Genomic DNA, 15,435 nt, shown 5'->3' on the forward strand with positions numbered 1-15,435 from the left:
CTCGAACCTGTGACCAATCGGTTAACAGCCGAACGCTCTACCTACTGAGCTACGACGGCATATGAACACCCATCTCACTTAACCAAATAAAACCCATGTCTAAAAATCAAAGACTTTAAACAGTAATAATAGTTATTATTTGGATACTATATAAACCTTTTGGTTTTTTGGAAAATTATTGCAAAATAATAAAATTCTATAAAATAATTACTACTAACTAATATATAAACTTTAAGAAACTTATATAAAAACATGGATTTAGACTTATTTGACCTGATTAAAAAAGCCAATGAAACAACATTAAATAGGCATGGAAATCTGATAACTCTTGAAAGAGCAGTATTCCTCTCCTGGTGGTGTGACAAGGGAGACTGTGCATTCTGCTACATGTCCACTCAAAAAGATAAAATTAAGGACCCTAAAAAGGCCAGAAGAAACATCAACAACATTTATGCAGAAGCGGAAATGTGCAAACGTCTGGATTGGAATATCGAATTTTTATCCGGAGGATACGAATCGTTCACAACACAGGAAATCAAGGATATCGCCACAACAATCAAGGACATTACCGGCGAGGGAGTATGGCTGAATACGGGAATTACCGACGATTTGGCAGAATACGGCTCAGAAATCCAAGGAATAACAGGTGCTGTTGAAGTGGCAAATCCGCAGATTCATGAAAGAGTGTGCCCATCCAAAAAGTTAGATGATATCAGCAATATGTTAGATGTTGCAGGTGATTTGGGCTTTAAAAAAGCAATAACAATAATTTTAGGCCTTGGCGAAACCCTAGATGACGTTAATTATATTATCGATTATATCAAAGACCACAAAATAGATCGTGTAATATTTTATTCTCTAAATCCTCACAAGGAAACCATTTACGCAAACTCCTCACAGCCTGCTTCACTTTATTATGCTCAGGTTGTAGCACAGGTCAGATTGGCATTTCCGGACATTGAAATAATCTGCGGAACATGGATAGACAACCTGGCAAATATCGGAATACTGATTTTAAGCGGAGCCAACGGAATTACAAAGTTCCCTCTTTTCAAAATGTTTGGAACAAAATACGGCAAAAGAGTAGAGGAAGAAGTCAAATGGGCCGGACGGGACTTGAAAGGAACATTTACCGATAAAAATATGTTAGACCCTCAGAAAAGTGAAATATCACCAGAATTAGATAAATTTATTAAACGCTATGTCAAGGAATCATTAAAAAATAAATACTAGTTACCAATACTTATCCAACGATTCTTTAAAAAAAAACAAATAAGATGCATTAAAAACCCTAAACCAATAAACTAATTTTTCAAATTTTAAAAACCGGGAAATAAAATGGAAGACAACATTGTAAAAACACCACAAACTTCCTGAAAAGATTTTATGCCAATAAAATGAAAAACTATAGCTAAATTAAAAAAACACCCCCATTTACCATATCAGAATGCCTAAAACCAACCTATATATTACATGAAATAAATACATAATATATATAAATTTTATTTAAATAGTGAGGATATAATGCCCAATCTAAACATAAGGAGGAATCATCATCTCTAGAAATAATATCGATTTGAATGAAGAATTCTTCATAATTGATTCAGATAACATTAACTCAATTCAGAATAGATTTTTCGGATACACCATCCAGAACAATGAAATTGCATTTGAAAATGAATTCAGAAGCGAAAAGGGCATTAACGGAAGCGGAGCATATGTATTTATTGATGTAAAAGATGATAAAATCTCCGTGTTCCAGGACCAGACCGGATCTTATGGAATATACATATACAAAACTGAAAACTATTTTGCCATCTCCAATTCCTTTTTAAAACTCATTGAATTTTTATCAAAATCCAAGTATCCGATTTCATTGAATCGTGATTTTGCAAATTATTACTTGAGTGCAGGGATTGTGCCTCTATTTCCTGACGAAACACTTATTGATGAGATTTGTGTCCTGCCAAGAAATTATACAGCACATATCAATAAAAATACCTCAGAAATTTCATTTGAAAAAATCGACTATCAGGAAAAAACAATTTCACTTGATTGTGAAGAAGGTGTGGCGATATTGGACAAGTGGTTTGACAAATACGTTGAACTGTTCAGGTCAATCAGACACACCACCAATTCCATAACCCTTGATTTAAGCGGAGGATATGATTCAAGAGTGAATGCAGCAATATGGTTATCAGCCAACATCAATTTGAAAAATCTGAAAATATTCTCAAACCAAAAAGACGTATTCAGTGAAGATTATGAAATCGCATCGAAAATAGCTGAACATTTTGATTTTGAACTGAACAATACCGTTGCAAAACAGACAATCCCATACAGCATGAAGGATTCCATTAATATTACAGAATACAGTCAGCTAGGATTTCATAAGCTTAGAAATTTCCCGATATTCAGATTCGCTCAGCCACACTACAGAATTTCCGGCCATTGCGGAGAAATCAGAAGAAGATATCCGAATAAGCCTTTAAAGGATTATGGTGAGGCAATTCTTAAAAAATCAAAATCATATGGTAATACCTACTTTAATTCAACCAAAACATTAATTGACAGGAAATTTAAAGAACTGTGTGATAAATACGATTCAAATTCTGAGTCTAAAGAGTTATCCTCTATATTATATACTGAAACAAGGAACAGATATCATTACGGCAAGGAATTTATTGAAGGATATCTGCACAATAAGATTACCATTTCACCACTGGCCGATCCTGATTTATGCAAATTGCAGATAACAACACCTGAATGTGATGACGATTTATTAATTCACACATTCATTTTGCTAAGGCATTGCCCTGATTTATTATACTTCAATGTTGAAGGCAACCGCCAAATCAATGAAGAGACAATAAGATATGCATCCGAAATAAATGAGAAATATCCTTATACTCCTAAAGATTATTCATTTATTGAAGGTCCTAAACTGGATGAGGACATTGAAAACGAAGAAAATATCCTTAAAAATGGCGATTGCGAGAAAAAATTTAAAAACATCTTTTATTCCAAAAATTTCATTAAGGAATATGAGAAGTATTTCACAAAGAAATCCTATAGAAAAATTAGAGATAAAATTGACAAAGACCCAAATCATCCCCTTCAGGACGTTTACTCAGCAATAGACATGCTGAAAGTCATTGAATACATCAATATAAACAATACATTAAGAAGAGACTCCATCGGATCTTGGTTGGAATCATATCCTGCAGAAATAGATGAAAGGGAATTTGAAATCGATAAAATGCTCGATAATTACCACACATTAAGGGTGGATTTGAAAAATTTCGGGCTTGAAAACAATAACCTGGAAATCTTGGAGTCCACAGACATTGAATTGGATGAGACAACACCAGACTGGTTTTGTGACGAAAAAGGAACCGGACACGTAATAAAAACCGAAAGGAGCAAATTACATCTTAAGTTAAAAGTGATTAATGACGGTAAAATAGACATTAAACTCAAAGGCCAATTTGCAAAAGCACAAAACGGCAAGAAATTCCCGATTTACATTGACTGCACCAAATTCGAAGTTGATGGAGAAAACATGCTTGAAACAAACACGCTCGTCAATCATGATGATCCTATTAAATTTGAAAAGGAAGTAAATAATGGAGACATCATTTCAGTTAACATAGAATGGCTACCGTTCAACAAATCATCCATCTACCATACTAAAGAGCTGGATTCACTTAAAGAAGAAAACAGAATTTTAAAAGAAAAGTTGGATACCCAAATATTTAATTTTAAAAATGTCGTGAAAAAAATTAAATAGCCATCAATTAAAATTTTCATTTTGGTTTGATGCCCAACGGATTTTCCAATTTTCAAAAATCTTTATAAATTACATTAAATAAATATTATTATAATATAAAAATTACCCAATTGGAGGAATTATTATTAGTGACGATGTCGATATGATGTGTGGACTTGAAATCCACGTACAACTAGAAACCGAATCAAAATTATTCTGTGATTGTCCTACAAATTATCAGGACGCACCTGCAAATTCAAACATCTGCCCTGTTTGTTTAAACCAGCCAGGTGCCAAACCACATCCTACAAACGAAAAAGCATTGGAAAATGCGTTAATGATTGCGTTAATGTTAAACTGTGAAATTGACCAAGGCGTTACATACTTTATGAGAAAACACTATGATTATCCTGACTTGCCTTCAGGTTACCAAAGGACTTCAGTTCCTATTGGAATCAAAGGAGAATTGAACGGAATCAGAATCAGGGAAATTCACGTTGAAGAAGACCCTGGCCAATACAAACCTGATTTAGGTATTGTTAACTTCAACCGTTCCGGAATTCCACTGGTCGAAATTGTTACTGAACCTGACATCAAATCTCCGGAAGAAGCCAGGAACTTTTTAAAAGAACTGATACGTGTTTTACAATACAGTGGAGCTGCTCGTGGAGAAGGTACAATGAGAGCAGACGTAAACATTTCCATCAATGGCGGAAACAGAGTGGAAATGAAAAACATCAACTCTATTAAAAGTGCATATAAGGCTTTGAATTTCGAACTTATCAGACAGAAAAACACTCTTAAAAGAGGAGGATTCATCAAACAGGAAACCCGTGCATATATCGATAACGGTAAAACCGGATCCACAAAGCACATGAGATTCAAGGAAGATGCTGACGATTACAGATTCATCACTGACCCTGATTTGCCACCGATGGAAATCTCTGACGAATCCATCGAAAAGGTTTTAGACATCATGCCTGAAGCCCCTCACAACAAAGTTAAAAGATTCGTTAGCGAGTACAAGATTGATGAAGAGACCGCTAAAGTTTTAACCTCAGAAATCGACTTGGCAATTGCATATGAAGAAGTTGTAAAAGAAATTGAACCTGTTTTTGCCGGCAAATGGATGAGAGATGAACTTAAAAGAGTTTTATCCTACAATAAATTAGACTTTGCAGACAGCGAAATAACTGCAGAAAACATAATCGAATTATTGAACATGATTCAAAACAAGGAGATTACAGTTAAAGCAGGGCAAAGAATCATCGAACAAATGCCAAATAATGAAAAATCACCTAAAGCAATTGCAGAAGAAATGGGATTACTGGGTGTTGTAAAGGATGATGAAGTACTTGCTGCAGTAAAACAGGCAATTGATGAAAATCCGAAAGCCGTTGAAGATTACCTGTCAGGTCAAAAAGCATCAATCAACTTTTTGGTTGGTCAAGTAATGAGATTGACCCGTGGAAAAGCAGATCCAGGTGAAACTGTCAAACTTCTTAAAGAAAATATTGAATAGGGGATAAAAATGGCTGGAAAGAAATCTTTTGTTAAAGATTATATGACAAAAAACGTTATTAGCGTTTCACCAGATACAAAAACTGATGAAATCATCAATCTAATGAAGGAAAGTCATCACAACAGTTATCCAGTAGTTGAAAACAACAAGTTAGTTGGAATGGTAACAGCATTCGATATCGTAGCGAAAAAAAGGGCAGAAACTGTTAAGGGAATAATGACCACAAAACTTGTTGTTGCAAATCAGAACTTAACAATCAACGACGCATCCCGTGTAATGTTTAGAAGAGGAATTTCACGCATGCCTGTTGTAAACGAAAAGGGAGAGCTTGTCGGAATCATTACCAATACTGATATGGTAAGGTCACACATCGAAAGGTCAACTCCAAACAAAGTGGACTATTTTAAAAAGACATTGGAACAGTTATACGGCATCCACACTACTTTAAGACATATGGACGTTGAAACCAATAAATTAAGACCTACACAGGACAGAGTCTATGCTGATGAGCTTGAAGGAAGAGCTTATGAACTTGAAAAAGGATTGGCAGAACCTGCAATTGTTGTGAAAACAGGAGAGCGATGGATTCTTGTTGACGGACACCACAGAGCTGTTGCATCAGCGCAAAGGGGTTATGAAACCGTTGACTCATATGTCATTGATTTGGGCAAGGACATCAAATTGGGAATGGAAAAAACTGCCGATAAAGCCGGAATCAAAACATTTGATGACATTGAAATCATTGATGACGATAAACATCCTTTAATTGCACTTACCGAAAGCATGCAAGATCAAGAATCAAAAGGTGACAATTAAATGGCTGATGAAAAGATTATAAGGGAAGTATATGAAGTTCTAGAATCAAGACGTGACAACCCGATTGATTCATACACTTCCAAAATCATGCAGGACAGCGACAAAAAGGCTGAAGACAAGATTCTTGAAAAAATAGCTGAAGAAGCTGGCGAAGTGTTGCTTGCTGCAAAAAACGATGAAAATCTTGTTTACGAATCAGTGGATTTGATTTTCCACACATTGCTCATTTTAGCATACAAAGGTGTGGAAATCGATGAAATATTTGACGAATTTGCAAGAAGAAGAAAATAATCAACTAAAGCGGTGCAGACATGTTTGACACATATGCTGAGAAAAAATTTTTACTCAAACAATTGGTTAAAAGGGATTTGACTTCCAAGTACAAGGATTCAGTTTTGGGAATAGCCTGGAGTTTTCTTAATCCGCTGTTAATCATGATTGTATTTACAGCTATCTTTTCAATGCTGTTTGGCCGTCAAATTGAAAATTATCCTGTTTATTTCTTATCTGGAAGAGTAATTTATGATTTTTACAAATCCGCAACCCAGGGAGCGATGAGATCCGTTAAGGGAAATGCATCCATCCTTAAAAAGATTTATGTTCCAAAATACATGTTTACAATAAGTAAGGTATGTTATGAATTCATTAACTTCCTAATTTCATTCATCATACTGTTTGGAGTTATGCTGGTTACCGGCGCTCAATTCCACATAACTACAATCTTTGCAGTGATTCCGCTGTTCTTTTTAGTTGTATTGATATTTGGAATCGGGCTGATACTGGCTGTTGGAAATACTTATTTCACAGATGTTGAACACCTATACAGCGTATTTGCACTGATACTGATGTATGCCTCTGCACTTTTCTATCCGATGGAAATCGTACCGGTTACAGTTCAAAAAATATTTACGCTGAACCCTGTTTACTGCGCAATTGCCTCATTTAGGGAATGTGTGATTTATGGATTATTCCCGGATGTTTCCACATTGACATATCTGGCAGTGTTTGCATTTACAACATTAGGTATAGGAATACTCTTATTCAACATATACAATAAAAAATTAGCGTTAGAATTATAAGATAGGTTTTATTATGAGTTTAATAGAAAAATTAAAGAACATTTTTAATAAAAAAGAAGATCCCATTCTTGAAACCAAGGAAAGACCTATTGTAAAAATTGAACCTAAATACAAAAACATGACCCTGCTTGCACCGGGCAAAACAATTTACGACGGTGATGAAAACTATTTCCATATTGAAGCTTATGATGAGAATAATGAACCTATCGGCAATGAAACAATAAAGGCAAAGATTTCAGGTGACGAATATGAATTTGTTACCGATGAAACAGGGCTTGTAAAATGGCTTGTTGATTTGCCTCCAAAAGAACATGTACTGAAAATCGAATTTCCGAATGGTGAATATTCGCAAATCATTGAAAGTGTGCTGACAATCCATAAGGCTGCCAGAAAACCTAAAAATCCGAAACCTAAAAAAATAGATGAAAAGCACTGTTCATTAAATGTCCCAAACATGAAAATGTATATACACAACGAAGGGCAGTTCTATGCAAAATTAAGGGATTACAGGTACCGTTCCCTTGCAAACGAAAAGGTAAAGATTACCATTAACGGTGAAACTCATGAAGTTATAACTGACAGAAAAGGATTTGCAAAGGTGGATGTCAAAGGTCTGGGCCCCGGAAAATATGATGTCGTCAGCGAATATGAAGGAAGCGAAAAATACAATCCGTGCAAGACAAAATCACAGCTGCATATGGCAATCAGAGACATTGACAAGGAAGTTATCATTGACGTTAAAAATCTGACCATGGAATTTAAAGTCACTAAAGACAAGATCGACACAATAAAGGAATTCATTATCAGAACCATCAAAAGAAACAAGGAAGAGCATGAAAAAATAAAAGTTATTGACGACATTTCATTTAAAGTGTATAAAGGGGATAAATTAGGTATTCTTGGATTCAACGGTGCCGGAAAAAGTACGTTGCTGAAAATCATGTCCGGAATTTACGAACCTACATCAGGATCAATAACAACCTATGGAAAAATTGCACCATTGCTGGAACTTGGTGCAGGTTTTGATAAAAACTATACCGGTAAAAATAACATTTATCTAAACGGAGCTTTGCTGAGCATCAGTGAAGACGTTCTCGAGGAAAAATACGATGAGATTGTCGAGTTTTCGGAATTGGGAGAATTTATAAACTACCCTATCAAGAATTATTCCTCAGGAATGAGAACCAAGCTTGGTTTTTCAATAGCTACACAAATCAATCCCGATATTTTAATCATCGATGAAATCCTATCTGTTGGAGACATCAAATTCAAGAAAAAGAGTGCTGATAAAATCAATTCAATGATGAAGGACGGCGTAACCGTACTGCTCGTTTCACACTCAATTCCTCAAATCAGAAAGATTTGTGACAGATGCATCTGGCTTGAAAACGGTAAAATAAAAATGTACGGCGAAGCCGAAGATGTATGTGATGCATATGTCAAAGGCGCTAGAAGAGACTATCAAAAAGAGAAAAACAAAAATAAGAAATAGGTCATAACATGGATAAAAGATGGATTTATATTTTAATAATATTTATTATTGGAGTTTCATGCCTATATTTGGTTGCCGACACATCAACCACAATCGGAAAGGCAAACGTTAAGGTAAACGCTTTTCTCATTACCATACCCGATTCATACAATATCGATGATACCGGTGGAGCCTATGCCCAGCTTATAAACAGAAATACTAATGAGATAATAAACGTTGAAGATATGGGCAAAGGAAACACAATCAAAGATTTTTCAGACATCGAAATTGACATGTTAGAAATGAACGAATCATTTAGCAAAGTGGAAAAGGGCACTTTTAAAATAGACAATGAATCATACACCTGCATCAGTTATGAAACTGACAGTGATGACAACACAACAAATCAAATAATCTACTTTACCAAATACAATCATACCTTTAGAATTGAAAGCACCAACATACAGAACAACAATACCCTAAAGGACAATATCAAATTCATCATGGATTCACTGACTCCTAATTACAAGCAAAAACAAGATTAATAAGATGAGAATATGGATGGCTTTAAGTTTTCAATTATCATTTCGGCGTATAACTCTGAAATCGATATTTCAAGATGCATAAAATCCATTGTAAATCAGACATTGAATTTTAAAAACAATGTTGAAATAATACTCATTAATGACGGCAGCAGAGACAAGACAAATGAAATCTGCAAGGACTATGCATCAAAATATCCTGAAAACATTCAATATATCTCCAAAAAGCATGAAGGCAAGGGCGCAAGCAGAAACTTGGGACTTCAGTTTGCAAAGGGAGAATACATTGAATTTCTTGATGGAGACGATTACCTTTCAAGAAATGCATTGAGAAATGTATTGGACTTTTTTGAAAACAACAGAAAGATAGATATCGTTTCAATACCAACCATCTTTCTGAAATCTGAAAACAGTTTCCCTTATTTTGATTTGAAATATGAAAAAACCGGTGTGGTCAACCTAATTGAAAATCCCGAGTTCATACAAATACAGACAAACCCCTGCTTTTTTAGAAGGTCCGTCCTCAAAAATGTCAATTTCTCAAATCAGCTGAAACTTTCAGAAGATATCTTCTTTATCAACAACATATTAATTGAAAATCCTAACCTTGGAATCTGCAGGGAATGCAATTACTACAACAATAAAGTCAAACCTAAAGCTGCATTGTTGAATATTATCCCAAATGCAAAGGAAGTGAATGATTCTGAAGTTAAGTATTTTCTAAAAAACCTGATTGAAAATGCCGTTGAAAACTTCACCCAGATTCCGGATTTCATCCAAAATACTATCATTTACTACTTTAACGAAATCATTCTAAACGAATCAATCAACGAAAAGTTGACCAAAAAGGAAATAAAAAAAGTAAGCAGTGAAATGAGGGATATTCTAAAATACATAGATGACGAGAACATCTACAATAAAGACCACATTGATGAGAAAATTAAAACATTTCTGCTGTATCTTAAAAACGATTATTCCTATACTGAAAACGATTTCATTAAATTGACAAAGTATTTGAAATTAGACACTATTTTCATTGACATCTATGAAATCCTCGATGATGAATTGCATATCCTTGCAAACATCAACTCAATAGCAGAATATGAAAAGATAAATGTCTATGTCAATGATGAAAAAGTGAAAACAAAAACACTTGAATTTCCACAAAGGGAAAAATATTATCTCAATGAAAAATACCTCTCCAACCATACATTTGAATTTCGCTACAAACTGGATGGAAATAAAAAATATGCCATCAGATTTGAGACAAACATCAACAAAAAGTTAAACATTGACTTTTCAAGACCCTGCAACTTCTCAAAAGTCGGAGGATATGCAAAAACAAAAAAATACCTCAGCACCTTAAAAAATAATCAAATTCACATTGCACGAAAAAGCAGAACAGACTGGATAAAAAATGAAATCAGAACCCTGGCAAGAATGCTGAAAAACAGGACCCCCGGATTTGAAACCGCAATCCCAATACGCATGATATACATGGCATTATACCCGTTTTTAAAGAACAAGCGAATTTGGTTTTACATGGATTTTCCAACAATAGCTGACGACAATGGAATGCATCTTTTCAAATATTCAATAAAACAGGACGATAAGGACATTAAAAAGTACTTTATTATCGACAAGAACACACCATATTATGAAAAAATGAAAGAGATAGGTCCCGTAATAGGATATCATTCAATAAAACATAGGATTTTGGGTCTTTTTGCAGAAAAAATCATTACTTCCCATCCAGACAACAACTACATCTATGCTTTTTGGGGCCATTACCCTAATTTTGCTGGCCTTCTCAAATCAAGCACATTATTTTTACAGCACGGAATAACCCTTAACAACATTTCCGGCTGGCTTAATAAATTTGACAAAAACCTTGATTTCATGTTAACAGCATCCCAAAAGGAATACGATTCACTGTTCAAATACTATTATAACTATGATGAGGACATCATCCAACTTTTGGGTTTTCCAAGATTTGACAATCTGAAAGATGAAAAGACAAAAACTATTTTGCTGATGCCTTCCTGGAGAAGATATCTGAATCAGGAAAACAAATACACAATCAGCAATTCCAACTATCTGAAAACATACAATTCCCTTATAAATAATAAAAAACTGATTCAAACACTAAAGGACAACAATTATAAAATAATTTTCAGACCGCATCCTCATGTTTACGAATTCATAGGGCTTTTTGATGAAAACGAATACATTAAAATTGATTATGAAAGAGGCAGCTATCAGGATCTGTTCAAAACCGGAGCCATTTTAATCACCGACTATTCATCTGTGGCCTTTGATTTTGCATATCTCAAAAAACCGGTTTTATATTACCATTACGGTGAAGATTATCATTTCAATCTCGAAGAAAGTTACTTCAATTATGAAACCATGGGTTTCGGTGAGGTATGTTCCAGTGAGGATGAATTGGTTGAGGTAATTGGAGAATATATTGAAAACGACTGTGAAATGAAGGAAAAGCACATTAAAAACGTTGAAGACTACTTCATATTCACTGACAAAAACAACTGTAAAAGAGTGCACGAAGCCATTAGTAAAATTCCGCCTAGAGACTGAACTCCATATTGTGCATTCCCCTTTCAAAACTGCCTATCTTAACTCTTTTTTTATTGAACTCCTTAAATCCTATAGATTCATAAAGTTTTTTGGCGCCTTTATTTCTAAAGTCGGCATCGAGAATTACGCGAGAATAGTTTTTAGACCTTGCATAATTGATTACATCACATACTACCTTTCTTCCAAGGCCACATCCTCTTTGGGATTCATCGATGGCCACTTCGGCAAGGTACAGATCACCTTCTTCAATGTCGCATAAAACAAAATGATCCAGAATATCCACCAAAAATAGCTTTGGGGATTTCCAGTGAAATTCATGCTTGTCATCATGCAGATAGATGCTTACATAACCTATAATCTTGTTATTTTCATCCAAAATGACCTTAAAATAATTATTTAAACTTTTTTTGGATAAATATTTTGAAATCGCATCGATTGCATCCTTATCGGATTTGAAAAACATGTCGAAAGTTCTATAGTCAACATCATAAACTAACTTGGCAACCTGTGAAACGTCATGTTTTTGCTTATCAAAAGTCTCGTAAATCAAATCAATCACTGTTAACAATAGTCAATGCAAAAACACCTGCTCCAAAACCATTGTCAATATTGACAACAGCTATGCCCGGAGCGCATGACTGAAGCATCGCATCCAAAGCCACACGGCCGCCTTCTCCTACACCATATCCAACAGAGGTCGGAACACCAATTACAGGAACGTCCACAAGCCCTGCAACAACTGAAGGAAGCGCACCTTCCATTCCGGCACATACTATAAATGCCCTGACGCCTTCCTTAACCATATGCGCAATTTGGGGAAACAGCCTGTGAATTCCGGCAACTCCTATATCATATGAGGTAATCGCTTCACATCCCCCTTCCTCTACAATTACACGGGCCTCTTCGGCTATGTTAATGTCGGAAGTGCCGGCAGTAATGATGCCTATCTTTGCAATATTTTCTTTTGTCCTTTCCTGCTTTCTTATAACCAATATCTGGGCCTTTTTATTGTAATCAAGGATAAATGAGTTATCACCCAAATCGTCCAAAATCTTCTCATACCTTTCATCGGACAGCTTGGTTATTATCAAATCATCATCATTGTTTTCCAGATACTTTTCAATAATCAGCAATAAATCGTCATAATCCTTGCTTGGAGAAAAGACCGCTTCGGGAAAACCTGTTCGACTGCTGCGCTTGCTGTCAAATTGAGCAATCCCGTCAAGTTCCAAAATGGCATCTGCCTTCAGGAGATTTTCAGCGTCGTTTATATCAATTTCCCCATTAATCAGTCTTTCAAGTATTTCTTTCATATTACTAATTAGGATAAAATTTTATATAAAATTTAACTTAAATAATATATTTATGAAAGCCCGAAAGATTTTAACCCAAGGTATAGTTCAAGGTGTGGGATTCAGGCCTTACGTGTATCGTCTTGCATCCGAATTGGACCTTAAAGGACACGTGAGAAACCTTGGAAATGTGGTTGAAATCATAATTGAGGGCGACAAAACCGATTTGTTTATTGAAAGACTACCGAAGGAACTGCCACCAATAGCCAAAATAGATTCCATGAGCATTGATGATGTTGACGAAATCTGTTATGCTGATTTTCAGATTCTTGAAAGCGGTGATGAATATTCCGGCATCAGCGTAATTCCGCCCGACATTGCAATTTGTGATAAATGCCTTGAGGAAATAAGAAATCCAAAAGACAGGCGATACAAATACGCATTCAATGCATGTACAGATTGCGGACCGAGGTTTACAGTCATTGAAAGTGTTCCATATGACAGAATCAGGACTTCAATGGATGAATTTCCGCTATGTGACGAGTGTCTTGTCGAATACAGGCAACCTCTTGACCGAAGATATCATGGAGAGGCTATTTGCTGTCCTGACTGCGGACCCCAAATGGCGTTTTATGACAAACAGAATAAAATCTATACGGAAAATCCCATTAAAATGGGAGCGGACGTTCTTAAAGACGGGAAAATACTGGCCATTAAAGGGATTGGCGGAACACACCTTGTTGTTGATGCATATAATGATGAGGCAATAAAGGAATTGAGAAAACGTTTGAACCGTCCAAATCAGGCATTTGCGGTCATGAGCAAAGATTTAAAATCAGTTCAAAACTACGCCCAGATGTCTGAAAAGGAAATCCGAACAATCACATCAAATAAAAGGCCAATCGTTATTTTAAAGAAAAACGACAACTACCCTTTCCCGGACAGCCTATCACCGGGACTTCACAACATAGGAGTCATGCTTCCATACTCACCAATGCACTATCTGCTTTTTGATGAAGGCGAAATTGACACCTACGTAATGACTTCGGCAAATATCCCCGGAGAGCCGATGATGATTGAAAACGAAGACATTATAGGCGGAGTCAATGATTATTCCCTTGTTCACAACCGCAGAATTCTAAACAGGTGTGACGATTCAGTCATAAGATTCAGAAACAATGAACTGTCATTCATAAGAAGGTCTCGGGGATACACTCCCGAACCATATACCATCAGCTATGAGGTAAATGACCTTAATGTGCTTGCATTGGGCCCTGAGCTTGACGTGACATTTTCAATAGCCAAGGACAATATAGTTTATCCTTCGCAGCATATCGGAAACACCAACAAACCGAAGACATTGGAGTTTCTGCGCCAAGCCATTGAAAATATGGAAAGAATTACCAAAATCAATGAATTTGATGTTATTGCATGTGATATGCATCCCCACTTTTTTACAACAAGGCTTGCCCATGAACTGGCGGAAAAATATGGCTGCGAAGTGCTGCCTGTCCAGCACCACCATGCCCATTCAGCAGCTCTTGCAAATGACCATTCCATTGATGAAATAATAGTCATTGCCGCTGACGGAGTGGGATATGGAAGTGACGGCACAAGCTGGGGCGGTGAAATCCTTTATACCGACATCAATAGCTTTGAAAGATTGGGCCATTTGAAACCTCAGCTGATGCCCGGAGGAGATGTGGCAACCAGATATCCTGCAAGGATGCTTGCAAGTATTCTAAATGACGAAAAACTAATTAATAATTATGCAAATTATTTCAAATATGGCGAAAGGGAAATCGGCATGATTTTCAAACAGCTCGAATCCGGATTGAATGTGGGAACAACAACAAGTACCGGAAGAGTACTGGATTCAATGGCAGTTGCCCTTGAAGTATGTCATGAAAGAACATACGAAGGGGAATGTTCCATGAAACTTGAATCCTGCGCATATTATGCAACCGAAGATTTGGAAATCCCATATTTGATTGAAAATAATACTCTAAACACAACAGAAATCCTAAAGGAAGTTGTTAAACTATATCAAAACGGAGAAAAAAAGGCAAATGTCGCATATGCAGGACAGAATGCAGTTGCAAAAGGTCTGGCAGAACTTGCAGTCAGGGTCTCTGATAAAAAGAATATTCAGGATATAGGCGCTACCGGAGGAGTATTTTATAACGAAGCCATCACAAATGCCGTCAAAAATCATGTTGAAGGCAACGGATGCAAATTCATCCAACATCTAAACACCTGTGCTGGAGACGGATCCGTTTCACTCGGACAGGCAATTATTTCAAAAAAAGAATAAAAAATGGTTTATGCAAATAAACCATTGAATTAATG

At 35.9% G+C, this 15,435-nt stretch carries 12 protein-coding genes; 10 read left to right on the forward strand and 2 right to left on the reverse strand.

Translation table 11 applies throughout. The features are described 5' to 3' along the window. The first annotated feature begins 252 nt into the window (after nt 1–252). The 9 genes from Q0W04_RS03295 (at nt 253) to Q0W04_RS03335 (ending at nt 11,794) form a co-directional block, all read left to right on the forward strand. Complete coding sequence (locus Q0W04_RS03295; RefSeq protein ID WP_298500420.1) at nt 253–1,233, forward strand: radical SAM protein; 981 nt, start codon at nt 253–255, stop codon at nt 1,231–1,233. 343 nt (nt 1,234–1,576) lie between these two features. Further along, nucleotides 1,577–3,790, forward strand: a complete 2,214-nt coding sequence (locus tag Q0W04_RS03300; protein WP_298500422.1) for a hypothetical protein — start codon at nt 1,577–1,579, stop codon at nt 3,788–3,790. Between the two features lie 142 nt (nt 3,791–3,932). After that, nucleotides 3,933–5,291, forward strand: a complete 1,359-nt coding sequence (gene gatB, locus Q0W04_RS03305) for an Asp-tRNA(Asn)/Glu-tRNA(Gln) amidotransferase subunit GatB (RefSeq protein ID WP_298500425.1) — start codon at nt 3,933–3,935, stop codon at nt 5,289–5,291. Between the two features lie 9 nt (nt 5,292–5,300). After that, nucleotides 5,301–6,107, forward strand: a complete 807-nt coding sequence (locus tag Q0W04_RS03310) for a CBS domain-containing protein (protein WP_298500428.1) — start codon at nt 5,301–5,303, stop codon at nt 6,105–6,107. After that, complete coding sequence (gene hisE / locus Q0W04_RS03315; protein ID WP_298500430.1) at nt 6,108–6,398, forward strand: phosphoribosyl-ATP diphosphatase; 291 nt, start codon at nt 6,108–6,110, stop codon at nt 6,396–6,398. Between the two features lie 20 nt (nt 6,399–6,418). Next, entirely contained in the window at nt 6,419–7,186 is a 768-nt protein-coding gene (locus Q0W04_RS03320) for an ABC transporter permease (RefSeq protein WP_298500432.1), read from the forward strand. A gap of 13 nt (nt 7,187–7,199) precedes the next feature. Continuing rightward, complete coding sequence (locus Q0W04_RS03325; RefSeq protein WP_298500434.1) at nt 7,200–8,678, forward strand: ABC transporter ATP-binding protein; 1,479 nt, start codon at nt 7,200–7,202, stop codon at nt 8,676–8,678. An 8-nt stretch (nt 8,679–8,686) separates the two neighbouring features. After that, on the forward strand, nt 8,687–9,202 hold the full coding sequence (locus tag Q0W04_RS03330; protein ID WP_298500435.1) for a hypothetical protein: 516 nt from the start codon (nt 8,687–8,689) through the stop codon (nt 9,200–9,202). A gap of 12 nt (nt 9,203–9,214) precedes the next feature. Beyond that, nucleotides 9,215–11,794: a CDP-glycerol glycerophosphotransferase family protein gene (locus tag Q0W04_RS03335; RefSeq protein ID WP_298500437.1), complete on the forward strand. Its 2,580-nt coding sequence runs from the start codon at nt 9,215–9,217 to the stop codon at nt 11,792–11,794. Here Q0W04_RS03335 and Q0W04_RS03340 read toward each other — a convergent pair. Together Q0W04_RS03340 and larB are read right to left on the reverse strand one after the other, a co-directional pair. After that, nucleotides 11,784–12,353, reverse strand: a complete 570-nt coding sequence (locus Q0W04_RS03340; RefSeq protein ID WP_298500439.1) for a GNAT family N-acetyltransferase — start codon at nt 12,351–12,353, stop codon at nt 11,784–11,786. The two genes, Q0W04_RS03335 and Q0W04_RS03340, sit on opposite strands and share 11 nt — an antisense overlap. Continuing rightward, nucleotides 12,346–13,107, reverse strand: a complete 762-nt coding sequence (gene larB, locus Q0W04_RS03345; protein WP_298500441.1) for a nickel pincer cofactor biosynthesis protein LarB — start codon at nt 13,105–13,107, stop codon at nt 12,346–12,348. The genes Q0W04_RS03340 and larB overlap by 8 nt, the downstream gene beginning before the upstream one ends. A gap of 52 nt (nt 13,108–13,159) precedes the next feature. Here larB and hypF point away from each other — a divergent pair, with 52 nt between their 5' ends. Beyond that, entirely contained in the window at nt 13,160–15,400 is a 2,241-nt protein-coding gene (gene hypF / locus Q0W04_RS03350) for a carbamoyltransferase HypF (RefSeq protein WP_298500443.1), read from the forward strand. Nucleotides 15,401–15,435 lie beyond the last annotated feature (35 nt).

The organism is uncultured Methanobrevibacter sp., assembly GCF_947170395.1.
In the GTDB taxonomy this organism is placed as follows: Archaea; Methanobacteriota; Methanobacteria; order Methanobacteriales; family Methanobacteriaceae; genus Methanocatella.